Origin of the sequence: Corallococcus sp. AS-1-12 (assembly GCF_020036995.1) — a bacterium.
Lineage (GTDB): Bacteria > Myxococcota > Myxococcia > Myxococcales > Myxococcaceae > Corallococcus.
This window is the reverse complement of sequence record NZ_JAIQDD010000022.1, coordinates 28,102-54,094: the sequence shown is the minus strand read 5'-3', so window position 1 is coordinate 54,094 and position 25,993 is coordinate 28,102. Positions and strand designations below refer to the sequence as shown.

13 protein-coding genes are annotated in these 25,993 nt (G+C 73.8%); all 13 read left to right on the top strand.

Annotated elements, in window-relative coordinates:
- The first annotated feature begins 2 nt into the window (after nucleotides 1-2).
- From K8556_RS27830 to K8556_RS27770, 13 genes are read left to right on the top strand one after another with little or no spacing between them, the layout of a single operon-like run.
- Nucleotides 3-281 (top strand): tail protein X, encoded by a 279-nt coding sequence (locus K8556_RS27830; protein ID WP_121715552.1) that lies wholly within the window; start codon nucleotides 3-5, stop codon nucleotides 279-281.
- Nucleotides 281-1,468, top strand: a complete 1,188-nt coding sequence (locus tag K8556_RS27825) for a phage late control D family protein (RefSeq protein ID WP_223743209.1) — start codon at nucleotides 281-283, stop codon at nucleotides 1,466-1,468. Before K8556_RS27830 ends, K8556_RS27825 begins: the two co-directional genes overlap by 1 nt.
- Nucleotides 1,468-1,842: a GPW/gp25 family protein gene (locus tag K8556_RS27820; RefSeq protein ID WP_223743134.1), complete on the top strand. Its 375-nt coding sequence runs from the start codon at nucleotides 1,468-1,470 to the stop codon at nucleotides 1,840-1,842. Before K8556_RS27825 ends, K8556_RS27820 begins: the two co-directional genes overlap by 1 nt.
- Nucleotides 1,839-5,603 (top strand): baseplate J/gp47 family protein, encoded by a 3,765-nt coding sequence (locus K8556_RS39880; protein ID WP_223743133.1) that lies wholly within the window; start codon nucleotides 1,839-1,841, stop codon nucleotides 5,601-5,603. Before K8556_RS27820 ends, K8556_RS39880 begins: the two co-directional genes overlap by 4 nt.
- Entirely contained in the window at nucleotides 5,600-8,080 is a 2,481-nt protein-coding gene (locus tag K8556_RS39550; protein ID WP_304504012.1) for a hypothetical protein, read from the top strand. The genes K8556_RS39880 and K8556_RS39550 overlap by 4 nt, the downstream gene beginning before the upstream one ends.
- Nucleotides 8,077-11,718 (top strand): phage tail protein, encoded by a 3,642-nt coding sequence (locus tag K8556_RS27805; protein ID WP_223743132.1) that lies wholly within the window; start codon nucleotides 8,077-8,079, stop codon nucleotides 11,716-11,718. The genes K8556_RS39550 and K8556_RS27805 overlap by 4 nt, the downstream gene beginning before the upstream one ends.
- Nucleotides 11,715-19,331 carry a hypothetical protein gene (locus tag K8556_RS27800; protein ID WP_223743208.1) on the top strand — a complete coding sequence of 2,539 codons (7,617 nt, stop codon included), beginning with the start codon at nucleotides 11,715-11,717 and terminating at the stop codon, nucleotides 19,329-19,331. Before K8556_RS27805 ends, K8556_RS27800 begins: the two co-directional genes overlap by 4 nt.
- An 18-nt stretch (nucleotides 19,332-19,349) precedes the next feature.
- Entirely contained in the window at nucleotides 19,350-19,691 is a 342-nt protein-coding gene (locus K8556_RS27795) for a hypothetical protein (RefSeq protein ID WP_223743131.1), read from the top strand.
- Nucleotides 19,691-19,900 carry a hypothetical protein gene (locus K8556_RS27790; protein WP_120565664.1) on the top strand — a complete coding sequence of 70 codons (210 nt, stop codon included), beginning with the start codon at nucleotides 19,691-19,693 and terminating at the stop codon, nucleotides 19,898-19,900. Before K8556_RS27795 ends, K8556_RS27790 begins: the two co-directional genes overlap by 1 nt.
- The gene (locus K8556_RS27785; protein WP_223743130.1) at nucleotides 19,897-21,084 is read left to right on the top strand and encodes a phage baseplate assembly protein V; all 1,188 of its coding nucleotides are present in this window, start codon (nucleotides 19,897-19,899) and stop codon (nucleotides 21,082-21,084) included. Before K8556_RS27790 ends, K8556_RS27785 begins: the two co-directional genes overlap by 4 nt.
- Before the next feature lie 4 nt (nucleotides 21,085-21,088).
- Nucleotides 21,089-21,283, top strand: a complete 195-nt coding sequence (locus K8556_RS27780) for a hypothetical protein (protein ID WP_223743129.1) — start codon at nucleotides 21,089-21,091, stop codon at nucleotides 21,281-21,283.
- Nucleotides 21,252-22,877 carry a hypothetical protein gene (locus K8556_RS27775; protein ID WP_223743128.1) on the top strand — a complete coding sequence of 542 codons (1,626 nt, stop codon included), beginning with the start codon at nucleotides 21,252-21,254 and terminating at the stop codon, nucleotides 22,875-22,877. Before K8556_RS27780 ends, K8556_RS27775 begins: the two co-directional genes overlap by 32 nt.
- Entirely contained in the window at nucleotides 22,874-25,036 is a 2,163-nt protein-coding gene (locus tag K8556_RS27770; RefSeq protein ID WP_223743127.1) for a hypothetical protein, read from the top strand. Before K8556_RS27775 ends, K8556_RS27770 begins: the two co-directional genes overlap by 4 nt.
- Nucleotides 25,037-25,993: the final 957 nt, after the last annotated feature.

Below are 25,993 nucleotides of genomic sequence, written 5' to 3'. Positions count from 1 at the left end.
CCATGAGCGACCCCTCCTCGCGACACAAGGACCTGCCGACGTACGCGGTGCCGCTGGGCCCGGAGGGCGCCACGGTGTCGCTGTACGTGCCCCGCGTGGCGCCGCGCGTGCCCACGTCCCTGTTGCACAAGGTGGTGGCGGGGGACCGGCTGGACCTGCTCGCGCAGCGCTACTTCAGCGACCCGTTCCAGGCGTGGCGCATCGTGGACGCCAACCCCACCTTCGAGCCCGAGGCACTCCTGGAGCCGGGCACGGTGCTCTTCATCCCGGAGAAGCCCTGATGGCGGAGCAGCGCGCGGCGTTCCTCCAGCTATGGATTGACGGGCAGCCCATGACGGACGCCCGAGGCCGGGTGTCACGCCTGGAGGTGGACGAGCGCACCGACGACGCGTCGTCCTTCCACCTGTCCCTGGACATGGCGCCCACGGACTCGGGGGACTGGGACGCGCTGGCGGACGGGCGGTTCGCGCTGCTCAAGCGCGTCACCATCAGCTTCGGCCTGGGCGCTCCGGACAGCGAGGCGCCGGACGTGCAGGAGGTGGTGTTCGACGGGTACATCACCGCGGTGGAGCCGTACTTCGGCCCCTCGCGCGTGCCGGACTCGTCGCTGGAGGTGTACGGGCTGGACGCGTCGTGCCTGATGCACCTGGAGGAGCGCACGCGCTCGTTCAGCGGGCTGTCCGACGCGGGCATCGTGCGGCAGTTGTACGGGGAATATGGCTTCGCGCTGGACGTGCAGGAGACCGCGCCCGTGCGCGACCCGGCGCGGGCGGTGGTGCTCCAGCGCGGCACGGACGCGGCGCTCATCCGGTGGCTCGCGCGGCGCAACGGCTATGAGGCCTTCGTGGAGCGCAGGCAGGGGCCGGTGGGCGCGGGCGCCAACGCCGCGCCGGAGTGCGTGGGCCACTTCCACCTGCCCCGGCCAAACGGCCCGAGGCAGCCGGACCTGTCGCTGCTTCCGCGCTCCACGCCGTCCGTCGTCGAGCTCAAGGCGCGCTGGGAGAGCCACCGCCCCACGGAGCTGCACGGTGAGCACATCGACGAGCGCACGCGGCGGATCCGCTCCGCCACGGTGACGGCGCCCCGCTTCCCGCGCATGGGGCCCATGAGCCGCGCGGACATCCTCAAGGCGCGCATAGCGGCGGTGCTGCCGAAGCGGCCCCAGACGAAGGCGGTGGGCCTGCAGTACGTGGACGTACCGCACGACGTGCCGGAGGTGGAGAACCTGGCGTGGTCGGACTACCGCGAGGCGGACTGGCTGGCGGAGGCGAACGGCACGGTGCAGGGCCTGCGCTACGAGCGCATTCTCCGGGCCCGGCGTCCGGTGGGGTTGGTGGGAGCGGGCAAGCTGATGGACGGCACCTGGTACGTGCGCGGCGCGCGGCACCGCTGGGTGTGGGCGGAGGCGCTGGCCCGCTACGAGGTGGACGTGGACCTGGCGCGCGACGCGCTCAACGGGGTGGCGTGATGGGACGCGGCCTCCACTTCCCCTTCCAGTTGGGCGACCTGGGCACGCCGCGCACGGTGGGGCCCGCGCAGGTCATCCGCCAGCAACTGGAGCAGTTGCTCTTCACGCTGCCCGGGGAGCGGGTGAACCGGCCGCGCTTCGGGTGCGGCGTGCAGCGGCTGGTGTTCGGTGCCGCGAGCCCGGAGGCCGCCGCCACGGCCGAGTACATCATCCGCCTCAACGTGCAGGAGTTCATGCGCGACCAGGTGCGCCTGGACGCGGTGAAGGTGAGCGCCGAGGACGCGACGCTCTACGTGGACATCCTCTACACGCTGCTGGCCACGGGTGAGGAGTACGCGGAGTTGTTCCGGCGGGAGCTGGAGGCGCCGCCGTGAGCGCGCGGGTCCTGACATTGCCGCTGGAGGCGTCGCTCGCGCAGGCCCAGGCCGCGTTGCAGGGCACGCCGCCAGGCGAGGTGGAGTGGGTGCTGCCCGTGGGCGAGGGCGTGCTCACCACGGACCTCGTCATCGGCACGCCCGCGCACGCGCTGCGGCTCACCGGCGGGCCGGGCGTGACGTTGAAGCTCGACGGCGGGACGCTCGAGGTCACGGGGCTCGTCACCGGACTGTCGGGCGTGACGGTGGTGGCGGTGGACGCCGGGCTGGTCCTCCTGGGCGCGCGGGTGGAGGTGTCGGACGTCACGGTGAGCGCCACGGCGTCGGGGGACTGCGCGGCGCTGAGCGTGGAGACGCCGGACGGCGCGGTGGTCATCGACTCGCTCACGGTGACGCAGGCGAAGGGCGACGCGGCGACAGGGCTCCGGCTGCTGGCGACGGAGGCCCGGGTGACGGGCCTGTCCGTGGACGCCGTGAGCGCCACGGTCGGGGAGGCCTTCGGCGTGCGCGCGGTCTGCCAACGCTCGCAGTGGGCGGACGTGTCGGTGCGGGAGGTCGTGGCCGTGGGGGAGGGCGTGGGGCTGGAGCTGGCGGGCTTCACCCGCGCGGACCTGTCCGGGCTCACGGTGTCGAAGGTGTCCGGCGGCAGCGCGACCGGGGCCCGGGTGCTGGTGGCGCGGATGGGTGAGGGCCTGTCCGCGGTGGACGTGTCCGTGAGCGACGTGACGGCCCTGGGGACGGAGTGGAGCCTGGGGGTCGTGGTGGCTTCGACGGGCGCGCTGCGGGTGCGTGGCTTCACCGTGCAGCGGGTGCGGGGGGCTTCCCCCATGGGCCTGCTCGCGCTGGGCGGGCAGAGCATGGAGCTGAGCCTCGGCCAGGTGGAGGACGTCACCGGCGGCACGCGCGCCACGGGCATGCGGGTGCTGGGCGGGCCCTCATTGGAGCCGGTGGCGGTTCGCGACGTGGAGGTGAGCCGAGTGTCGGCCGCGCCCGTGCCGGCGTCCGCGCAGCCCGCCGCGGCGTGGTCGGACTGGCTCACCGCCGCGCTGGAGGCCCTGTCGGCTTCGGTCGTGGGGCCGCTGACGCTGCCTGGGTTTCCCACCGACGCGGACGTCGTGGGCCTGCACGTGGCCGCGCCGCTGGGCGGCCTGGAGCCGGTGCTGGACCTGGGCACGCCGGGGGAGATCGCCGTCGAGGACTGCTCCCTCCTCGTCATCACCGGCACCGCGTTGCAACTGGAGGGAGGGCTGCGCACCGCGCTGGTGCGGCGCACCGAGGCCTGGACGTCGGTGCACGCGGGGTGGCTCCAGGCGGAGCAACTGCTGCTCGCGCAGCTCACCTGGCACCGGCATGCGCACGGTCCGCGGCTGGGGCCCGGGGAGGTTCGCGCGTACGACTCGCTCTTCACGGCCATCGTGGGCGCGCCCCTTCTGCTGGACCCGGACGCGGAGCTGTCCGCGGCGCTCGCGCTGTTCGCGCAGGGCGCGGCCCCGCCGTTCCTGGAGGTGGGGCCGCTGCCGTACCGGACGCCGGGGACTCCGGACGTTCCTCCGGTGTTGCTCACCGGCGGCCTGCCGCCTCCGGAGACGGTGGACCTGCGGCTGGTGCCGGATGCGGCCATCTCGCGCGCGGCCGTGCCGGTCCCGGGGGAGGGGCCTCGCGACCCGGCGCCGTTCGTGGGCGCGTGGGCCCCGGACGTGGTGCCGGGCTGTGACGTGAGGGATCCGCAGCCGCGCCCCTGGCTCGCGGCCCCGGAGCGGCCGGCGCCTGGGGCCCTGGTGGACTACCAGGCTCGCGATGCGCAGTCGCTGCTGGCGGTGATGCTGGAGCGGGCCCGCACGGTGATGGCGCCGTGGGAGGACCGGGGGCCCGCGGACTTCACGACCATGTTGCTGGAGGCCGTGGCCGCGCAACTGGACTCGCTGGCGTACCAGCAGGAGCGCGCCGTGGTGGAGGGCTTCCTGGAGGACGCGCGGCTGCGCCGCTCCGTGGAGGACCACGCGCGGGGCCTGGACTGCGTGCCGGACCCGGGGCTCTCCGCCACGGTGATGCTGCGGTTCCGGTTGGATCCGGACGCGCTCGCGGCGCTGGTGAAGGCGCGGCTGGAGGAGCTGGACCTGCCGGCGCTTCCGCCCGGCACCACCGCGCTGGAGTTCCTCACGGGCGGCGGCGTGCTGGAGCTCCCCGCCGAGACGCTGGTGGCGAATGTCTCCACGGACGAGCACTCGCTGGTGTTCGTCACCGAGTCGCCCCTGTCGTACTTCCCCCGGCTGGAGGCCGTGACGCTCGCGGAGTCCGTGCAGCCGGGGGACACGGGCGCCACGCTCGCGGGCCTGTACCCGGAGCTGGAGCCCGGCCGGTGGCTGATCCTCTACCAGGGACGCGGCGAGGGCGGGCACGTCGTGCGAGTGACGTCCGTGGCGCTCGCCACCGATACGACCTTCGTCGGGTGGGATCCCCGCAGGTTCGCGCCGGAGGCGTTCCTGGCACCGGGAGACCCCGCGCCCGGGCCTCGCGCGACGGTGCTGGGCAACGTGGTGCCCGCGCATCACGGGCTGCCGGTGACGCCGCTTCCGGAGGGCTTCGAGGCGGACTCGGCGGAGCCCTTCGCGCGCGGCCTCGCGCAGCGGCGCGCGTTGCTGTCCCCGGTCGTGGACGGCAGCGAGGCGCGGGAGTTCGCCCTGCCGTTCCACCCGGTCAGCGTCCAGGCCTCCGGGTATCCGCTGCCGGGGGAGACGCCGCGGCGCGGGACGCCCCAGCTCCAGGTGAGCGTGGAGGATGACCCCTGGACGCTGGTGGACGACCTGTCGGTCCACGGGCCGGGGGACGAGGTGTTCGTGCTGCGCGCGACCCCCACGGGGGGCGCCAGCCTGCGCTGGGGCGATGGCGTCAACGGCGCCGCGCTGCCGCCTCGGGAGACGACGCTGGGACTGTCGCTGCGCGTCGGGCTGGGGACGGTGGCCAACGTGGGGGAGGGCGTGCTCACGCGGTTGCTCCAGGTGCCGTTGGATCCCCAGCGCTCCGCGTCCGCGGGCGAGCTGCTGGCCCAGTCGATGGACGACGTGCGCGCGTTGGTGCGCGTGGACAATCCCCTGCCGGCGGTGGAGGGGCGTGACGCGGAGTCGCTCGACTCCATCCGCTATCGCGCACCGGCGGGCGTGTCGCAGCCGCTGTCCGCCGTCACGGTCGATGACTACGTGCGGATGCTCCAGCAACTGCCGGAGGTGGCGGGGGCCTCGGCCCGTGTCGTGGACAGGGACCTGCGCACGGTCATCCGCGTGACGGTGTTGCTGCGCGACGAGGACACGCTCGACCGCGACGAGCTGCTTCGCCGGTGGGCCGGAGTGCGGCGGCGCCTGGAGGAGATCCGCCTGCTGGGCGTGGACGTGGAGGCGCTGCCGCCCCGATGGGTGCCGCTCGACCTGGACCTGGAGGTGGACGCCGCGCCGCATGCGCAGGCCGACCAGGTGCGCGACGCGGTGGTGGGGGCCATCGCCGGGGACGGCGGCCTGTTGGATCCGGACCGCTCCGGCCTGAACGGCGACGTGCAGCTCGCGGACCTGTACCAGGCGGTGCTGCGCGTGCCGGGAGTGACGGCGGCGCGGGTGAGGCGCTTCCGCCGGCTGGAGCCCCACTCGCAGGAGCGGCTGGAGGCGGGCGTCATCCCCATTGGACCGGACGAGGTGGCCACCGCCCGGGGTGGGTACTGGCCGGGTTCGGAAGGGGTCCTCACCGTGCGGGTCTGCGGAGGGGTGCGATGAGCCGCGTTCCCTCCACGCATCAGGCGCTGACGCATGAGCAGCTCCGCACCCGGCTGGGCGAGTCGGCGCGCATCGTCTTCACCCGGCTGGACGAGGCGCCCACGTGGAATCCGCTCGCGTACGCGGCGCCATCCTCGGTGGACCTGGGGCGGGGGCTGCTGGACAGCGTGGCGCTCGCGCTGCACGTGCTGTGGACGTATCAGCAGGCGTGGGCGGAGGAGGGTTTCCTCGCCACCGCGCGGCTGGAGGACTCCGTCTCCAAGCTGCTGGGGCACATCGGCTATCGGCCCAGCCCGGGCACCGCGGCGGTGGGGCTCCAGCACTTCCGCTGCAAGGCGAACGTGCGCGGCACGCTGCCGGCGGGAACGGCGGTGAACTCGGCGGCGGAGGGGGAGGAGACCGCCGCCGTGTTCGAGACGCTCGCGCCGCTGCGCCTGTCGCCGGAGCTCAACGAGCTGCGCGCGTTCCTGCCTCCCCTGCCTGGCGCGGGGACGGGAACAGGCGGAGGAGCGGGGACGGGCGCGGGGACCGGTGCGCCTTCCGGAGAGCCGGGTGAGCCCGGGGCTCCGGCACCCACGGGCGGCATCTTCGGGCCGGGCTCGGTGGTCGCGGGCCTCCAGGAGCGCATCGAGGTGCAGCGCCACGGCCCGCTGGAGGAGCGGCGGGTGGCTCGCGCGAAGCAGGACGCTCGCAAGCTGGCGTCGTTGATGAAGACGCTCGACCTGGGCGCGGATGCCGCGTGCAAGAGCACGCTGGACGCGCTCTGCGAACAGTTGTGCGAGGCCCAGAAGGTCGTGGCGCAGGCGGTGCCTCCGCCCGGCCGTCCCGTGGGCGCGTTGTCCGAGTCGCAGGAGATCCTCGCGCGCCAGCTCCGCAACCTGCGGAAGCGGCAGGCGGACGCACTGGCCGCGCTGGAGGAGGCGCTGGCCCCGTGCGCGGACGAGGACCCGGCCGTGCACGCCGTCCGGTTGGACAAGCTGGTCACGTTCCTGGATGCCTTTGTGAACAGCCTCATCCAGGAGGCGCGGGATCAGCTCGTCATCCTCAAGGGCAGCGAGGCGCTGAACCGGGCGGACCTGGCCTTTGGCGCGGAGGCGGGCGTGGCCCGGCCGCTGGGCGTCGCGGCCTCCGGGACGGACACGCTCTACCTGCCGCCGCTGACGGATGCCTCCGGGCTCACCTCGCAGCCACCGCCGGTGCGGCCGGGAGACTGGTTCGTGCTGGCCGAGGACGTGGAGCGCGTGGGGCCCGGCGGAGCGAAGGGCACGGAGCGGCTCTACCGCGAAGCGCTGCGCGTGCTGCGCGTCCGCACGGAGGTCCCGCCCGGCCAGCGCACGCCGATGACGCAGGTGACGTTCCAGCCGCCGCTGTCGCGAGCGTACGCGTTGGACCGCGTGGTGCTGCTGGGCAACAGCACGCTCGTCAGCGAGGGCTCGACGGTGGAGGAGGTCGCCGTGCCCGCGCTGGATCTGCGCACGGTGCCGCTGCTTCACGGGCCGGTGACGTGGCTGCGCGACCCAAGCCGAGCGGGAGGCCGCCGGCCGGAGGTGTCCCTGACGGTGGGGGGACGCGCATGGCACCCGGTGGATTCGTTGTTGGACGCCGCCCCGGATGAGCTGGCCTTCGGGGTGGAGCCGCTGCCGGCCGGGGCCGCGAGGCTGCGCTTCGGGGACGGGGAGCACGGCTCGGCATTGCCCCTGGGCGCGGAGGTGCGGGTCCGCTACCGCGTGGGCCGGGGGACGGGAGGAAACCGGGCCGCGCTGCGGCTGCTGGCGATGGCGAGCCCGCACGCGTGCGTGGAGAAGACGTTCAACCCGCTGCCGCTGGCCGGGGGGACGGATCCGGAGGCACCGGCGCTGGCGCGCGTGCGAGGGCCCGCCACGGTGGGCGCGATGGACCGCGCCGTGTCGCTCTCGGACGTGCTGGCGCTGACGTTGGTGTTCGACGGCGTGCACCGCGCGAACGTGTTCCGGGAGGGCGTGCGCCGCCGTTCGTTGAAGGTGGTGGTGTCGGGGCCGGAAGGGGCCGCCCTGGGCCCAAGCGATCTGGAAGCGCTCCACGCGCACCTGGCGGCACGGGTGGCGCCGAAGGTGGAGCTGCGGCTGACCAACCGGCAGCGCGTGGAGGTGCGGCTGGGGGTGTTGCTGCGCGTGGTGAAGGGCGCGGATCCGGTCGCGGTGCTTCAAGAGACGCGCCTGCGGCTGGGCGTGGACCGGGACCCGGAGCGCGACCTCGGCTTGTTGGATCCGGACCGTGTGGAGCTGGGACAGGACCTCCAGTTGTCGGGCGTGTACGGCGCGCTGGCGGGAATCACGGGCCTGCGGTCCGTGGTGGTGCAGCGGCTGCATCGCGAAGGCACGCCGCCGGCCCTCTTCGAGCGCATCGTCACCGCGCCCGGCGAGCTGCTCGCATGGGCCCCGCCGTCCGGAGAGAGCGACGGCGTCGCGCTCACCTACGAGGAGGCGCGGGACCCATGAGCCGGCCTTCCCAGCGACTGAACCTGCTCCTCCCCGGCCTCTATCTGGCGCGGGACTCCACGCTCGCGGACCAGCCGCTCCTCAAGCTGCTCGCCGTGCTGGGCATGGAGCTGGACGCGTTCGCGCGCGCGGTGGACCAGCTCTGGGATGATCACTTCGTGGAGCGCGCGGGCCCGCAGGCGCTGCCGTTGCTCGCGGAGCTGATGGGGGCACGGCTGCTCACCGACGACCCTCGGGTGCAGCGCGGCGTGGTGGCGCGCGCGGTGGCGTGGCGCCGGCGCAAGGGCACGCTCGCGTCGCTGGAGGAGGTGCTCTCCGTCACCAGCCTGTGGGACGCGGAGGTGGATGAGGCCTTCCGTTCCCTGTTGGAGACCCAGGACCTCAATGACCTGCTGCCCTGGCGCGGTCGCAGCGCGGTGCTGTGGGATCCCATCGGCCTGGCGGATCCGCTCACCCGTCGCTCCCCTGGCATCGAGCGTCCCCGCGACGGAGCCCCAGAGCGCGGCCCCTTCGTTGGCGTCGCGCCGGGAGAGACGCTGGACCAGGCCTTGCGCCGGTTGGGGAGCGCGGACGCGGGCCGTGTCGCCGCGACGCCGCGCACGCTGGACCTGCTGGGCTGGGCGCGTCCGGACGTCGCCCTCATCCGCACCGCGCGCCTGACCCCCGTGGAGCTGGAGGAGGTCACCCCGGCCACCGTGCTCACGCTGCCCAACGGCTACCAGGGCTTCCGCGTGGATCCCCTGGACCGGGATGGTCCCCTGGTGTGGCTCAAGCCCCTGGAGCGCGCGGACCTCACCGGAGGCCTCACCGCACGCCATGAGCCCGCGCCTCCGTCGCTCGCCACGGGACGCACGGCGGCGATGCTGCTCACCCCCACCGCGCTGGCCGAGGACGCCGACGCCGCCGAACGCGCGGGTGCCCTCACCGTCTCCGTCGACGGCATCCCCCTGGTGGGACCGGAGGCCCTGCCGCTCCTGCGTGGCCCCCTGCCCACCGCGCCCGTGGGGCCCGCCCCCACGCTGCGGTTCGCGGATCGGGGCAGGCCTTCGCCCGGGGACACCTGGCGGCTGACGCTGCTCGCCGCGCGTGAGCACTCGGACACGGTGCTCCTGTCCACCGAGCTGGTGCCGGATGCGCTGAACACCGTCACCGTCACGCCGGAAGCGAACCAGCTCCTGGACGGCACCACGGCGGCGCTGCTCGTCGAACGCGTGAGCGGTGAGCCGCGCCTGCGCGACGTGGATGGCACGTGGCGCACCCTCGCCGCGGGCCTTCGCCAGGGGCCCCCTCGCAGCAACGCCGTCCGCGTGGACCTGGGCGGTGCGCCGTGGGTCGTTCGCATCGAGCAACACCTCGCGGACGGCAGCCTGCGCCTTGCCCGCTTCGACGCGAGCGCTGACGGCGCGCCCTGGCAGGTGGCGGAGCCGGGCGGCGCGCTGCCTCCGGATGGTCCAGGCATGTCCCTGGCCGCCGCTGACGACTCGCTGTTGCTGGTGGCCCCGGACGGTGCAGGGAAGCTGGGCGTGTGGTCGGTGACGGGCCTGGACACCGCGACTCCGGCGGGGACGCGGTTGGACACCGCGAGCCCACGCCAGCCCTCGGCGCGCCTGGCCCCCAGCCTGTGCGTGCGTGGCGGCCGGCTCTTCGTCTTCGGCGGGGACCTGGGCGGCGCGCCCACCGGAGACCTCTGGTCGCTGCCGGTCACGGGCGGACCGTGGCGGCCCCATGCGGTGCGCAACCGCCAGGAGCGCAAGGCCGCGACGCTGCTGAGCACGGCGCAAGGGTTGATGCTGCTGGGCGGCGAGGCCGTGACGGGAGAGCTGGCGGTGCCGGTGCTGTCCTGTGACCCGGCCTCCGCGAGCCCGGTCTGGCGCCCCCAGGCCCCACTGCCCATCACCGTGAGCCTGCCCGGCACGCTCGTGGCCACCACCACCGCGGACGGCGTGGAGGCGCTCGTCTGGGCGGACACGACGCGTCCTCGAAGGATGACGCTGAAGACAGGCGAGGGGGCCTGGGTCGCGGGCCCGCTGGAGCCCTCGGGCTCGAACCCTCCGGTTCCGGGCGAGGCGCTGTATGTCGACGGCCGCGTGCTGCTCGTGGAGCCGGCGCCATTGCCCGCGTCGGAGGTCGTCTTCTCACTGGGGGGGCGCGGCTACCTGGCCTTCCTGCCAGAGCTGGCGCTGCTCCCGGATGAGCTCCTGCGCTTCAACGTCGCCAACGACGGCGCCACGTTCATCGAGCCTCGCGAGGGCCAACCGCTCCCGCTCGATTCCCGGCCGGGGGGCGCGTACCACTCGCGGGATGCCTCGGTCGCGGGCGGCGCGCGGCGCTACTCGGTGCCCGGCCGGCTGCGGCGCCACCCGTTCCAACTGCGCCAGCGAAGCCTGGGCCCGTGGACGACGCTCGCGCCGAGCCTCGCCTCCGGCGTCGTCGCGGTGGATCCGCGCCTGGGCCGCGTCGTGCTCCAGGACGACGCGCCCGTGGGCCGCGTCACCGTCTCCGCGAGGGTAGGGCGGGGCGCCTCACTGGGAGCGGGGCTGCTTCCGCCGGACCGCCGTCCGCCCGCCGCGTGGGCGGAGCCGGACTTCCCGTTCATCGATCCGCCGGATCGTCCGGGCGACCGCTCCGGCACCGGCCTCCCCGTCACCGCGTGGATCTCCCCGGAGCGCGCGGGCGGAGTGCTGGCGGCAGGAGGCCAGACGCGGCCCATCGTCGGGACCCTCGCGCAGGGAGTCGGCTCCGGCGCGCCTCCGGTGCTGGGCCTCATCGGTTCGCCGCGCCTGGCACCGGAGCGCCTGTCACTGGGACTGGACAGCGGGCTGTCCCTCTTCGCCGCGGACACGGGCGCGGCGCCCTGCATCGGCGCGGACGAGCACGGCCTCTCCCTGGCGCTCTACCCGGGCTTCGGAGGCAGCGCGGCCACGCGCGTGTGGCTCGCGGGCCTGTGGCTCGCGGGACGGCTGGAGCTGGTGCTCGCTCAGGGGCAGGCGGACCTGCGCTGGTGCAACCTGGGCACGCCCGGACAGGTGGGCCTGTGGCTGCCGGGCGGTGGACACCAGGACATCAGCGCGCGGCGTTCCCTGCCTCCCGCCGACGTGGAGCTGCGCCTCTACGGCTGCATGGTGGGCGTCATCGAGCTGCCGCCCTGGGTGCACCTCATCGCCGCGGGCTGCACCTTCGACGCCGGAGACCGTGACGCCGTCGCCATCCGCGCGGCGGGCGCGAGCGTGCGGCTGCGGCACTGCACGGTGCTGGGCGCCACGGAGGCGGGCGTGCTGGAGGCGTCCTCCTGCGCCTTCGCGGGCGAGGTGCGCACGGACCGGCCGGACCTGGGCTGGCTGCGCTACAGCCTCCACGCAGGCGGCGGACAGCCTCCGGTGTCGCACCAGTCGCGGGTGCACACCGTGTCCTTCCAGTCGAACCGCCAGACGGACCCGGGCTACCTCGTCCTGGGCGACAACAACGGCCCCGAAGCGCTCCACGCCTCCGAGCGCGGCGGAGTCCCCGGCGCCCACGACGAGCGCTCCGACCACGAGCGTGAACTCTCCGCGCGCGCCGACGACAGCATGCCCATCGGCATCACGCCCTTCCACGCCGACCGCAGCCAGGACGACCTCATTCGGATGAGCCGACCATGACCGTGAAAGCGTACACCTCCAGGTCCCGCTTCGACGAAGCCCGGCGATTCTCCGGCGTCTACCAGCAGATGGGGCGCATGAGCCTCGACGCCGACTGGAACGAGGAGGTGCGGCTGCGCACCGTGGACGCGCGCCGCCGCTCCGCCGACGTCGCCGAGGGCTCGCCCGACGACGGCTTCCGCATCGTCGACACGTACCTCGTGGACCCCATCCGCAACGTGCTCGGCTGGACGGGCCAGGGCCTGCCCGCGGACGACGAGCGCACCATCCCGCGCGAGCTGCGCCTGGACCGCTACGACCCGGAGACGCTGCCCTTCGTGGTGCGCAGCCGGGGCCACATCGCGCTGCGCCGCACGCTGCCCGCGCCCATCAATCTCACGGCCGTGCCGCGCTCGGACAACACCTCCTTCACCGCCTCCGCGCTCGTCATCGGCCTGCGCTTCGAACGGCCCCCCACCGACGATGAGTTCATCGAACTGCGGGTGGTCGTCACGGACACGGACGGCAACGAGGCGGTCCTCTCCGCCGGCCTGGGGCAGCGGCCCACGGGCTGGAACGACGTGCGCTTCCCCGTCGCCGCGTTCGCGAGCGTGGACCCGACGAAGCTGAGCTCCTGGGGCGTGCTGGGCCTGCCGCCCGTGGCCCGCACGTGGGTGACCGCGCTGCGCGTGGAGGACGCGGCGCTGGGCGCCGATATCATTATAAGGGGCGGTGACGGGACGCTGCCGGGCGCCGGCCGCATGCTGCTCGACGGCGTGCGCGTCTTCCTGGAGCAGGACCTGCGCTACTCCGCGCAGCCGGATCTACCGCAGGCGCCGCCGCTGGCCGCGCTGCCCCCGGACGGCTCGCTGCACCACTTCTTCTTCCTCGACTGCTGGGAGCAGACCACCACCCAGGCTGACGACGCGTTCCTGGAGGAGCCCGCGCTGGACGGCCAGGACACCACCGTGCGCCTGCGGCTCGTCACCCAGGTGCGCGCGCTCCAGGGGCTGACGGACACCGGCGCGGAGCTCCTGCCCACGCCCACCAGCGGCGCACGGCTCACCACCAACATCCCGAAGGGCGCGCTGCCGGACCGCCTCCCGCCGGAGCCGCTGGACCCCTGCCGGGACCGCTGCCTGTCCACGGAGAACGCCTCCACGGGCGAGGGCTACACGGGCTCCGACAACCTCCACTTCCGCGTGGAGTTCTTCCAGGGCGGCGCGCAGCCCGTGGTGCTGTGGTCGCGAGACAACGGCTCCACGGTGCTCCCGCTCACCGCGCCCGCGGCGGCGGATGCGATGACGCTCCAGGTCTCCCCCGCGAGCGCCGCGAAGCTGCGCGCGGGCGACCTCGTCGTCATCGAGGACCGCGTCACCCGGCTCCAGCCGGAAGGCCCGTCGCTGCCGGTGCTGCGGCGGCTGCGAGGCGTCCAGGCGGACACGGGCAAGCTGGAGCTGGCGGACGCGAGCGCCGTGCTCACCACGGACCCCGTGCCGCTCCCCGTGGGAGGCACGCTGGGCCGGGCCTTCGACCCGGAGCAGGGCGCGGTGGTGCGCCGGTGGGACGGCGGCGACCTGCTGGTGCCGAACGTGCGCTACCGCTTCGACGACGGCATCACGCTGGCCTTCGCCAACACGGAGGGCCGCGCGACCGAGTACTGGTCCTTCACCGTGCGGGTCCGCGCGGCGGACGGCGCGGCCCGGGGGGAGGTCGAGCAGCTCACGGACGCCCCCGTGCACGGGCCGGTGCACCACTGCGTGCCGCTGGCGCGCGTGACGGGCGGCGCGACGCGGACCTTCGAGGACCTGCGCCCGCGCTACCTGCCGCTCGCCCAGGTGCGGGACCGGCTGGTGGAGCTCTCCGAGCGCGTCGTCGGCCCCGGCGTCTTCACGGTGGTGGTGGGCGACGGCGTGCGCAGCTTCGGCGACGTCGACCAGGACCTGCTCGAAGGCATCTCCGGCGACGAGGCGCTCCAGGCCGCGGTGGACAGCCTGGGCGGGCAGGGCGGCTCCATCTTCGTGCGGGCCGGCCGCTACAAGCTGGAGCACCCGGTGCTGCTGCGCAACCTGTCCTCCGTGCACCTGCTGGGCGACGGCGAGGCCACCGAGCTGCGCACCCAGGGCTCCGGCGGCGCCTTCTTCGTGGACCGCTGCGGCCTGGAGGGCGACGTGCGCATCGAGGACCTCACGCTGGTGGAGGCCCCCTTCGAGGACGCGGTGCTGGGCGGACGCCTCCAGCCCGTGCCGAGGGCCGTGAAGGCGAGCGTGGCCATGACGAACGGCCAGCGCTTCGTTCCGCTGGTGGAGGTGGACGACGACCGGGTGCTGGAGGAGGACGACGTGAAGCACCCGTCCGCCGAAGCCGACTTCGTGGACGTGGTCTCCGAGCGCATCAAGGCCATCGTCCCGGGCCAGGGCCGCGCGGCGGGCTCCGTGGTGGCCACGCTGGTGCAACTGCGCAAGCTGCAACGCCAGCATCCCGGCCAGCCCCTGGAGGACGTGCCGGAGGCGAAGCCGCTGCTCGACGCGCTGGCGGCGCTGCCGCACGGCGTGGTGACGCTGGCGGACTCCAGCGGCGTGACGCTGCGCCGCTGCCTCATCCAGGCGAACCAGGCCGGCTCGGAGGCGACAGGCGTGCTGGTGACGGGCACCTGCGCGCGCATCGTCATCGACGAGAACCGCGTCGGCGCGGCGACAGGCATCGCGGTGGCGCCGTATGCGCCGTATCTCGCGGAGCGCTTCCTCGCGTCCTTCCCGCGCGCGGGGCTCTTCGTGGACGCGCTGGCCATCACGAACAACCGGCTCCAGCCGCTGGGGGACGCGACCACGGGCATCCACGTGGCGGACGGGCGCCTGACGGGCGTGGAGGTGCGCGGCAACCGCCTCCAGGGCTTCCTCGTGGGCATCCTGGTGCAGGACCTGGCGGAAGGGGCGCTGGCGGGGCCGGTGGGCCGCCTGGTGGTGGCGGAGAACCAGGTCCTCGACTCCGGGGCCGTGGGCATCCAGGTCGCGGGCGACGGCGTGGACGTCGTGGGCAATGAGGTCCGCAACGCCGCTTCGGACGGCCTGTTCCAGGTGGGCATCCAACTGGCGGGCCGGGCGCTGCGCGTGCGCGAGTCGTGGATCTCCCTGCCCGCCGTGCCCGCCGCGTCCGTGCTGGGCGTGGTGGCCGGCATCGTCGTGGGCGACGGCCTGGATGACGGCGCGTCCAACGGCCGCCCCGCCTCGGACGTGGAGGTGGTGGACAACCGCATCGAGGGAGACGGCGAGTCCACGCCGGGCTTCGGCATCCTGCTGGGAGGTCCGCAGCCGGTGTTCGACGTGCGCATCCGGGGCAACGTGGTGCGGGCGCTGGGGGACTCGGCCGTGCGCACCTGGGGCACGGGCGGCGCGGTGGGACGCCTGCGCGTGGAGGACAACCGCTTCGAACAGGTGGCGCTCGCGGACGTGCCGGCGCAGGAGGACAACACGCTGGCGCTGTCGCGCCTGGATCCGGGACTGGAGGCCGTGCTGGGCGCGGACGCGAAGGCCCGGCCCCGGCCGCTCGTGGAGGCGCTGCTCGCCAACGCCACGCCGCGCGTGCGCGCCCCCCTGGACGCCGCGCTGCGCTGGCTGGAGCGGCTGACGCTCCGGGGCGCGGTGGTGCTCTCCGGCGTGGACGAGGCGCAGGTGCGCGGCAACCGGCTCCTCCAGGTGGGCAGGACGGAGGCCTACGCCGCCCCGGGACTTCCGGACGCGGAGGTGCGCGCGGCGGGCATCGCGGTGGTGTCCGGCTCCGGCATCACCGTGGAGGGCAACGAGGTGGACGGCGTGCACGCGCCGGTGACGCTGACGCAACCGGAGCCGGTGCCAGGGCCGGTGAAGCTGCCGCCCATCACGCAGGTGCTCCAGCAGCTCGGTGTCACCCGCGCCACCGTCCGCCCGGAGCGCGCGGACGTGCACGGCGCCGTGGTGGGCATGTACGCCACCCTCTTGCAGTACACGGGCGCGAACGTGGACGGGCGCCAGAAGATCGGCCGGGGCCTGTACGGCCCGCTCGACACCCTGGTGGTGGAGCTGCGGGACCTGGGGACCGTGCCGGACAACATCCTGGACGCGCTGGTCAACGACGTGGCGGATCTGCGCGCCGCCCAGGGCTTCAATGATCACACCCAGACCGCGCACGCGGTGCGCTCGTCGCTGGCGCGCGCCTGCAGCTTCACCGCGCCGGACCCCGTGTCCCAGGAGGCGTGGGACATGGTGGCGCAGTTCGACCTGGCCACCGTGTCCGGCAAGGACGCCGTGGCGAACACGGCGGACCGCATCAAGGGCGCCTTCGACTCGCTGGTGCAGGGCCTGCCCCCCGAGACGAAGGACGGCCTCCTGAGGGCCCTGGGCCGGGTGCAGGGCGGGCCGGGGGACCTGACCGCCCTGGTGACGCTGGCGGGCGCGTTGAGCCAGGTGGCCCAACTGCGCGAGGCGCAGGCGCAGCGCGCGCGGCAGCCCGTCATCGGCCAGGCGGTGGGGCCCAAGAAGACCATCATCGGCACCTTCGCGCAGGCCGCGCTGCAACAGCTCCCGCTCCAGCCGGGCACCCGGGGCGCGAAGGCCAACACGGACGTGCTCGTGCAACTGCGCCTGTCCAAGGAGGCCCTGACGGATCAGCTCCAGGAGCTCAACCCGGCGCTGGCCTCGCAGGTGGACGCGGACTACCGCGACGTGGAGCGCACCGGGGGCCAGTTGCAGCCGGTGGTGGACCGCATGCGCGCCACGCTCAAGCAGGTGCTGGACTTCACCACCGGCGTCCTGCCCCCCTCGGACGTCGCGCCGGAGGACGGCGCGCGCGTCGCGGCGCAGGGGCGCACCGCCACCATCGGCCTGTACGCCACGAACCTGGACCGGCAGGCGGCGGGCCTCGTCACCGAGTCCGACGACACGGTGGAGAAGCAGTTGCGCGCCTTCGGCACCGCGGTGGGGCAACTGGGCGAGCTGGTGAGCGGCGACGCGGAGCTGTCCTCGCTCTCGTTGCAGGCGCACCAGGCGGTGCTCGACGCCATCGCCCAGCCGCAGAAGCGCATGGAGCAGGTGGCCATCGCCCGGAGCCTCCTGGACCGCATCCGCGTGCAGACGCTGGACGTGCTCCCGGTGCTGCCCATGCCCCCTTCGCCCGTGCCGGTGAAGGCGGAGCCGCTGGAGCGCTGGGTGTCCGCCCTGGGCGCGCTGGTGCTGGCGGTGCGGGGCATGGCGCAGGGGCCGGTGCTCAGCGGCTCGCTGCAGGTCTATCTCTCCCAGTACGACCGGGTGCTGGACATCGCGGGCGTCCAGGGGCAGCTCCGCGCGCTGGCGCTCCAGCGCGTGAACGACGCCATCACCACGCTCATCAGCGGCAACGGCGGCGTGCTCGCGCTCCAGGCCCTGCACCTGCTGGTGGACGAGCCCGCCACCACCGCCGCGGAGGCCGTCTCCAGGTCCAGCGCGGTGACGGCCGAGCTGGACGCCGCCGCGGTCCTGCTGCGCGCCGTGGAGCAGGCCCTGGACCCGGCCGAGGACGACGCGTCGCGGGTCGCGCGGCTCCAGGAGTACCTGCGCCAGCGCGCCGACAAGGTCTCCGCGTCGCTCGTCGCCATCGTCACCGGCATGCCGGAGCTGGAGGGCATCCTGGACGTGCTGCGCAAGTCGCTGGAGCAGTTGGCGCGCGGCGAGGCCCCGGACCCCGGCGACCTGGTGGACCCCGTCTTCGACACCTTCCCGTCGCCCGCGGACGGCCTCTTCGTGTCCGGCGTGCAGGGCCGCGTGCGGCTGGCGGCCAACACCGTGCGCGACACCGTCACCGGCATCACTGCCCTGGGCGCGGCGGGGCACCTGCTGACGGAGGCGCCCACGGATCCGGGCTCGCTCTTGGACGTGGAGGGCAACCGGCTGGAGGGGTGCGCGGTGGCGGGGCTGCGGCTCTTGCCGGACCTGTCCGTGACGGTGGTGTCCGGCAACCACCTCTTCGCCTGCGCGGGCCTGCCCACCGGGGGCGAGCCCGGCCTGGGCCAGGCGGTGGCCTGCTTCGTGGGCTCGGGCGAGCTGGTGGTGAAGGGCAACGTCTTCCTGGAGAGCGGCAACTCGCTCCCGCAGGCGCTGCTCCACGAGGTGGCCATCGACTGGCGAGGGGAGACGGTGGTGCGCGGCAACACCGTGCGCCACTCGGGCGGCGGCGGAGGCGGCGCGGGCGTCCTCGTCGTCACCGACACGCTGCCCCCGGACCTGGTGGCGAAGCTGTCCCGCGTGCCCTTCCTCGCCACGGATCCGGTGCCCAAGCCGGGCACGACCGGACGCCCGCCCCCCGGCAGGCCCCTGACGTCCTCCCTCGGCGCGCTGGCCTCGGTGCCCCGCGTGGAGGACCTGGTGCAACTGGGCTCGCTCAGGCAGCGGTTCGCCACGGGGCCGGTGCTCAACCGCGCGCTCACGGTGACGGCCGCGGACTTCACGCCCAGCCTGAGCGCGAGCGCGGCGGCCTCGCGCTACCTCTCGGCGGCGACGGCCCAGGTGCGGCCCGCGCTGGTGGACTTCCTCGTCAAGCCCCTCCCCATCCTCCCGAGCCCCGTGGTGAAGCCGACGCGGGGCGTGCAGGTGGAGGGCAACGACATCACCGCGCGCGGCCCGGCGCTGCTCCTCCTGGGCAACGGCGGCGCGGTCATCTCCACCGCCGTGTCCGGCAACGAGCTGCGCAGCGAGGGCGGCGTGGGCGCGGTGTACCTGCGCCGCGCGGACTCCACCGTCTTCAGCGGCAACCGGTGCCAGTGCCTGGACGCGGTGAACGTCGTCGTCCTGCGCGTGGAGCGCGCCCCGGTGACCTTCACCGGCAACGTGGTGCTGGGCGCGGAGACGGTGACGCCGCCCCGGCCGGTGGTGCGCCCCCAGTGGACGCTGCCCGCGGACAAGCTGACGCTCCAGATTCCCGTGGGCGGCGGCTCCACCCTGGGCGTGCCCCTGGACCAGGAGCTGCTCCTGGGCGGCCTCCAGCGCCGCCGCGACGTGGCGAGCGACGCCTTCTCCACGCTGCTCGCGGAGCTCATCACCCAGACGCCGCCCCCGCCCCAGGCCCGGGCGGAGGTCCCCGCCACGGGGGCCGTCCTGGACAGCACCACCCTGCGGGACGTCCGCTCGAAGCTGCCCGCGACCATGGACGTGGGCCTGGCGGCCCGCACGCTCTACGGCATCGCGGTGACGAAGGACGACTCGCCCACGAGCGCGCTGCGGGACCTGGTGGACCGCATCACGTTGCACACGGACAAGCCCGAGGCCGTGCAGGGCCAGGTGCGCTCCGTGCTGCTCGCGGCGGAGGGTGACCCGAAGAAGGCCCTCCAACTGGTGGACAAGAGCGTGCTCGGCATCGACTCGGCGGCGTCCACGGTGAAGGAGAGCATCCTCAACGTCTCCGTGCTGCACGAGGTGCTGGCGGACTCGTTCTACTCGGGGGACGTCACCGGCCCCAGGCCGGTGCAGGACGCGGGCATCCAGCCCCTCCCGCCGGAGCCGCCGCCGGAGCCATATGCCCACTCCGTCATCATCCTGGGCGGCTCGCGCGTGGCGGCCGTCGGCAACGCGACCACCTCCGGCGTGCACGTCCAGGAGGCCGACGCCGTGGTGGAGCTCAACCCGTAGCGCTGACGAGGACACCCCATGCCCGACCCCTTCGCCCTCAGCGGCCGCGTCGCCCTCCAGCGCACCGCGCTGCCCGAAGTCACCCTCTCCGCCACGCCGGACGCGAGCGACGCGAAGGCCGCGGCGCTGGAGAACCTGGCGGGCGCGCGCGCGAAGCTGGACCTGGACACCTCGGTGCTCCAGGCGCTGGACGTGCGCATCTCCCGCCTGCCGCCGGTGCCCGCGGTGCCCGTAACGCTCCAGGACCTGGTGCGCGCCGCGCGCCGCAGGCTCGCTTCCGAACGCCAGCGCGACGTGGGCGTCTGGGTGGACACGCGCGCGAAGCTGGCCGCGCGGCTGGTGCAGAACCTGGAGGAGTGATGCGCAAGCTGCTCGAAGCCAGCATGGGGCAGCGCTGCTACCTCTTCACCACGCTGGGCCAGGTGTACGTGGGCCTGGTGGTGGAGCTCATCGACGACGTCGTCCACCTCACCGGGCCGGATGGCGCCACACCCGTCTACATCAACCTGTCGGACGTCTCCGGCGTGCGCCAGTACGACGAGGACGACGACCTTGGGAGCGCGCGATGATTGAACAACTGCTGCAGCAGCTCATCGAACGCACGGAGAGCCGCTACTTCGGCAAGTACCGGGGCTATGTGACGAACGTCTCGGATCCGCTCAACCTGGGGCGCATCCAGTGCGTGGTGCCGCGCCTGATGGGGGACGTGGCCACCGGCTGGGCCATGCCGTGCACGCCGTACGCGGGGCCGGACCAGGGCCTCTTCGTGGTGCCGGACGTGGGCGCGGGCGTCTGGGTGGAGTTCGAGGGCGGAGACCTGTCCCAGCCCATCTGGAGCGGCATGTGGTGGGGGCAGCCCGCGCTCGCGGACCTGGGCCAGCCGGACTCCACCGCGCGCGTGGCCCCGGACGTCAGTGAGGTTCCCAAGCACGACTACCCGCCCCAGTCCGCGGTGCCGGGCGTGCGGATGCTCAAGTCCGCCACGGGCCACTACATCGTCCTGGACGACCGGCCGGAGTCCGCGCGCGTGGAGATCCACGACCGGCAGGGCAACCGCGTCATCCTGTCCGCGGAGGGCCTGGACCGGCTCATCAGCAACGAGCGCACGGTGAACGAGGGCAACCGCTCCGCGGAGGTGGACGGCGACGACCTGCTGGAGGTCGCGGGCAGGCAGGACGAGACGGTGGACGGCGGCCACACCCGCGACGTGGGTGGGGACGTGTCGCTGCACGTGACGGGGTCGCTGACGGAGAAGGTGGACGTGGCGGGGTACTCGCGCACGGTGGACGGCGCCGGCCTGAAGGAGGTCGTGGGCGGCCCGCGCGAGGACCGCGTCCGGGGCAGCCACACGCGGACCGTCTCCGGCGCGTCGCAGGAGACGGCGGTGGGGGGCTACGGCGTCACCTCCGGCGGCAACGTGAACCTCGCCGCGGGCAAGGCGGTGAAGGTGGCCGCGGCGATGCCGGACATGCCGGGCCCGTCGCTCAACGCCGTCTCCATCGACGCGCTGATGGGCAACGTGTCCATCAACACGATGCTGGGCGTGTGCCAGGTGGGCGGCCTCTCCGCCGTGTCGCCCATGGTGCTGGGGGACGGGCTGGCCATCCACTTCACGATGCTGGCGCAGATCCTCAAGGCGGTGAACCCGCTGACGGTGGCCGCGTACGGGCCGCTCCTGGATGTCTGGGCGGCGATGACGCCGATGCTGGACTGGTCCTACTTCGGCTTCGTCAAGCGCTTGCCGGTGGGGTGACGCGATGAAGGAGCCCGGCTGGAAGCCGCTGGAGGCGTCGGTCCTGCGCGAGCGGCTGGAGGAGGTGAAGGCCCTGCTGCTCCAGGCGGCGGCGGTGGGCGTGGCCCAGGACGCCGAGCGGCTGGAGAAGCTGCTGGAGCTGGAACAACGCACCCGGGAGGACGCGCGTGGCCGAGTTCAACGACGCCGCTATCGCTGAGCTCCACGGCGCGCTGGAGGCCTGCTGCGATGAGCTGGCGAAGGCGCTGGAGGAGGCGGAGGGCACGGACGCCACCGGCACGGGCGCCACCGGCACGGACGCCGGGGCGGGGCCCGCGTGGCGGCCGCTGGTGATCGGCGTGCCGCCGGGGCTGGAGCAACTGGTGGGCATCGTCAAGCCGCCGCTGCAGATCATCATCGCGGTGCTCCAGTTCGTGCAGGCGCTGCTCCAGGCGCTGGCGGCCATCCTCCTGGGGCTGCCGGATCCGTTCCGGGCGCTCATCCTGGCGGCCTACGAGCTGCTCAAGGACATCATCAACGACCTGCTCAACGCGGGCGCGTACCTCTACGCGGACGCGCCGGGCATCGGGCCCACGGAGACGAACCTGGCGGAGACGGGCTTCATCCCGAACGTCCCCAGGGACTTCAAGGCGGGCTTCGCGCTGGAGCGCCCGCCGGTGACGCCGGACGGCTTCGCGCGCTGGGCGGGGCGGTTCGCCGCATCCTTCGATGACCCGGGGGACGACTCGCGCCCGACGGTGACGGACGGCGCGCCGGTGCAGGCGGTGTTCATCGTGATGGCGGCGCCGTCGCTGGATGCGCTCCGGCAGGCGCTGTACCTGCTGGGCAAGCTGCTCAACATCAGCGCGTTCAAGAAGGCGTTCGAGAAGTACCCCAAGGGCGCGTTGGATCCGCGCCGCAGCCGGGCGCGAGGCCGGCCGGTGAAGCCGGACTGGAAGTCCGCGCGCATGCGCGACCTGTTCCCGGACATGGAGAAGCTGCTCATCCTCCCGGAGGCGCTCCGGGCGCTGCTGCTGTCGGTGGACAACCTGGCGACGCTCCTGCGGAGCCTCGCGGCGGCGATGCAGGACAAGGTGCAGGTGTTGATGAAGCTGGCGCAGGCGGTGCAGGCCATCATCGACCTGCTGGACGCGCTCAAGTCCGCGGGCATGTACGCGCTGCCGGTGTCCACGACGGGCGGCGTGGCGGGGTTGAAGCAGGCCTTCCTCACGGCGGCGAACCGGCCCCCGGGCGGCTACGTGGGCGGCATCTGCCTGCTGGCGGCGGGGCCCAACCTGGCGAAGGCCGCGATGCTCTGGGAGCTGCTGGGCCTGTCCGCCGCGATGGACCTGGCGTCGGGTGAGCTCACGCTCCAGGACGTGAAGAAGGCGCTGGAGGACAGCCAGGCCGCGCAGGTGCTGGAGGCGAGCGCGGACGAGGTGAAGGACGCCTGGGGCAACCTGAAGACGACAGCCCAGAAGCAGGCGGACAAGTTCGTCAACGCGGTGGAGAAGGCGCCCGAGCGGTTCGTGAAGGCCGTGGGGCGCACGCCGGAGGAGCTGAAGGCCGCCGCCGAGCGGAGCCGCTCCACGCTGGTGGAGGTGCTGGATCAGTCGAAGGAGCACGTGGAGGAACAGAAGGAGATCCTGGAGGGGATGCTGTCCACGAAGCACGCCCAGCGCCGGGGAGGGCGCTCGCTGGCGCTCGGCTTCGGAGGGCCCGGCGCGTCCGAGCGTCCGCCGGGTCCACAGCCGCCCGCGGCTGACACGTCCACGCCGCCACCGGACGCGCCGAAGAAGGGAGGCGGCCCGTGAGCGCGGTGACACGCCTGAGCATGGAGCTGGACGGGTGGCAGGCGGCCTGGAAGCAACTGGAGGCGTTCCTGGACCGCATGGACGGCGTGGCGGATCAGGACGCGCCGCACGTCCAGACGGTGTGCGCGCTCCTGCCCGTGTTCAACGTCATCGAGAGGGCCCGCCGTCGCGCGGTGGGCATCGCGCTCGCGCCGGCCCTGGCGGCAGCGCCCCGGGGCGAAGGACTGCCGGCGGTGTCCGTCGGTTCGCTCGTGGGGAGTGTGAGCCGGCTGCCGGGCGTGGAGGAGCTGGAGTTCGCGGTGGGCACCATCGGTGCGGACGGAGACGGAAAGCTCACGGGTGCGGCGTCGCTCGCGGGAACGGTGACGCTGTTCGCGTTCCGCGACGAGAAGCACGGCGGCGAGGTGGCGGTGCGCGTGCCCACGTATGACTTCGGCCCCCTGTCGGCGAGCGGCACCGTGGAGGACGCCATCGACGCGGGGCTCTTCACCACGGACCAGCGGAAGGGCGCGGCGGAGAGCGGCGTCGCGGAGCTGGGGACCTGGACGGGCCTGCGCGCCACGAGGCGGGGGCTGCTGAAGACGACCTCGGAGACGGTGTCCCTGAGCAGCGTGCTGGAGGGCCTGTCCGTCGCGTCGGCCTCCAGCGCGTTCGACCCGGTGGCGTCAGGGGCCGCGGCACGCCAGGGCGAGTGTCTGGCGGACCGGGCTGTCCTGCTCCAGGCGAAGGCCACGCTGGAGGAGCAGGGCGCGGCGGAAGGGCTGACGGGTGCGCTTCAGCGCGCGGCGGATTCACTGCGGGCGTCGGCGACGGACTACGGCACGGTGGTCACGGCGCTCCAGCCGCCACGCACCGTGACTGCGTCCGTGTCGGGGCTGGCGTCGTTGAAGGCCACGCTGCGGAGGGCGGACTCACCCGGCATCCCCGGCCAACTGTCCACCGAGCTGACGACGTTGGACAGCGAGGCGGGGAAGGGAATGGACGAAGCGGTGGCGTCGCGGCTGGCGTATCCGGACGGCTCACTGCGGATGCTCCGGACGCTGGAGTGGTCGCTGCGCTTCCACTGGGTGTTCCGCCAGAAGTGGTTCGACGCACGCAACCGGGCCGCGCTGGCGCCGCTGCTGCGGCAGGTGCTGAAGCCGTTCTGCGACAGCCTGACGCGGGTGCTCGCGGGACAGCCCACGGGACTCCCGCTGGTGGGGCCGGTGGCGCTGGTGAAGGACACGCCCACGCAGGCGACGGCGTTGTCGGTGACGCCCACGGTGGACCTGGGACAGGTGCAGGCGGGGCACGTGGCGAATGTCGGCGGGGACCGGCCCACGCTGGCCCTGGTGCTGGGCTGGGAGGTGAAGGGGGCGGAGAAGCGCCTGCGCATCGCGCCGCTGAACGTGTCCATCGCGACGGGCGCGAAGCTGCCAGGAGTCGCCGGGATGGTGAGGAGTGGATCGCCCGTGAGCGGAAGCGCGGTCTCCATCTCCACGCAGGAGTTGATGGACGGGCACGCGGCGGCGGGGCCGCAGGCGGACGGCGTGGTGCAGGAGGCCATCGCGCTGGGCGCGAAGCTGAACCTGCTCCTGGGGCAGGGCGGTGGCGCGCTGGGGCTGGTGCCTCCATCGGTGGCCGCGCCATATCCGGGGCAGACGTTCAAGTTGCTGCCGCCGGTGGAGGTCGGAGCGACGCGGCTGTTCCTGGACGGCATCCCGCTGGCGGGCACCTCTGGCTCGAACAAGCCGGTGCAGGTGGCAAGGCCCGGCGAGCTGTTGCTGGTACGCGGAGCGGACGGCGAAGGCACGTGGTGGCAGGGCGTGGCCACCGTGGACTCGGTGGACGTGCGCACCGGCGCGGCGGCCCGAGCGGACGACGCGGTGACGCCGCCGCCCACGCCGCTGTGCTGCGGGGACGACGAGGAGGTCGTGGTCATCACGCTGCGCGACCTGCGGATGCCCCAGGCGCTGGTGCGCGACGTGACGCTGCGGCGCGACTTCAAGGGCTTCGGAGGTCCGAGCCTCGCGACGGGAGTCATGCTCCCCATCGAGCTGGACCCAGGCACGGCGAACATCACGGTGCAGGACGGCGGCGTGACGAAGACGGTGCTGAGGGATCCGGAGCTGAGGGCCGCGACCACGGTCCTCAAGTCCTGGCTGGGAGTGCCGACATGAGCGAAGCAAGAGACGACCTCTTCGCGGTGGCCGCGCTGCTGGCGGAGCTGGACCGGGTGCTCCATCCCCTGGAGCGGGGAGAGCGCGGAGACTTCAAGGTGGATCCGCCGCTGCCACCCTCCCTGCCAACGCCGGGTGCGCAGAAGCGGGGAGGGGAGGCAGGCCGCGCGGTGAAGACCGTGTTGCCCCCGCCGGCCCCCAGGTCCATGGCGCTCATGGAGCCTGACGAAGTGACGCCACCCGTGCCCGGGTCTCCCTCGCGGGTCGAGGCCCCGGCTGTAACGGTCTCCGTCGCACCCCTCCGCCGTCGCGTTCCCCGGCCTGGAGGCCCGCCGGCACGGCCTCGAGAGGCGCAGCCAACGCTCGAATCCGTGACCCGGAGCGATGACGGGCAACGGCCTCCTTCGCCCGCGCTCCCCGTTGTCCTCGGTCCCCCAGCGCCGCTGTCGGAGGTCGTGAAGGCGCGGCCACCCCGTACTCGCCCCCAGGTCCGGGATGTCCCTTCCGAGTCACGACAAGGCGAGCGGCCTGAAGGCCAGAAGACCCTTGAGGTCCCTCCTGCTGTCGAAACACGCGCGAAGGTGCCAGCTCCGCGAAGGAACCGGGTGCGAAGACCTGTCGTGGAGAGGAACGCCGAACCCCTACGGCCCAGCGCACGGGTTCCGGAGTCCCCAACACGCCGCCATCGCGTCGCACGCGTCATCGCGCAAGCACCCCGGGCCCTGCCCGAAGAGTCCTTGGCCACGCCCGCACCGGTATCGCCACGGAGGAGACGGTCACCCCGAGCCCTGGACCGGCCGCGAGCACCGGACACACGGACGGCCCCGCCGTTCCAGGAGGAGCCCGGACCCCGTCGTCACGGCAGCCCTGGGGCACGCGCTCCGCGTCCTGAGCAATCGGAGGAACGGGGAGCGTCCATCCTCCCCTCATCACGGAGGACGGAGCACGGGGCCTCCA

Bases quoted from the DNA above. Each gene is read 5' to 3' on its own strand.
- K8556_RS27825 (WP_223743209.1), top strand. From the start codon at position 281: ATGGCGGAGCAGCGCGCGGCGTTCCTCCAGCTATGGATTGACGGGCAG.
- K8556_RS27805 (WP_223743132.1), top strand. From the start codon at position 8,077: ATGAGCCGGCCTTCCCAGCGACTGAACCTGCTCCTCCCCGGCCTCTAT.
- K8556_RS39550 (WP_304504012.1), top strand. From the start codon at position 5,600: ATGAGCCGCGTTCCCTCCACGCATCAGGCGCTGACGCATGAGCAGCTC.
- K8556_RS27780 (WP_223743129.1), top strand. From the start codon at position 21,089: ATGAAGGAGCCCGGCTGGAAGCCGCTGGAGGCGTCGGTCCTGCGCGAG.
- K8556_RS27785 (WP_223743130.1), top strand. From the start codon at position 19,897: ATGATTGAACAACTGCTGCAGCAGCTCATCGAACGCACGGAGAGCCGC.
- K8556_RS27830 (WP_121715552.1), top strand. From the start codon at position 3: ATGAGCGACCCCTCCTCGCGACACAAGGACCTGCCGACGTACGCGGTG.
- K8556_RS27800 (WP_223743208.1), top strand. From the start codon at position 11,715: ATGACCGTGAAAGCGTACACCTCCAGGTCCCGCTTCGACGAAGCCCGG.
- K8556_RS27795 (WP_223743131.1), top strand. From the start codon at position 19,350: ATGCCCGACCCCTTCGCCCTCAGCGGCCGCGTCGCCCTCCAGCGCACC.
- K8556_RS27820 (WP_223743134.1), top strand. From the start codon at position 1,468: ATGGGACGCGGCCTCCACTTCCCCTTCCAGTTGGGCGACCTGGGCACG.
- K8556_RS27790 (WP_120565664.1), top strand. From the start codon at position 19,691: ATGCGCAAGCTGCTCGAAGCCAGCATGGGGCAGCGCTGCTACCTCTTC.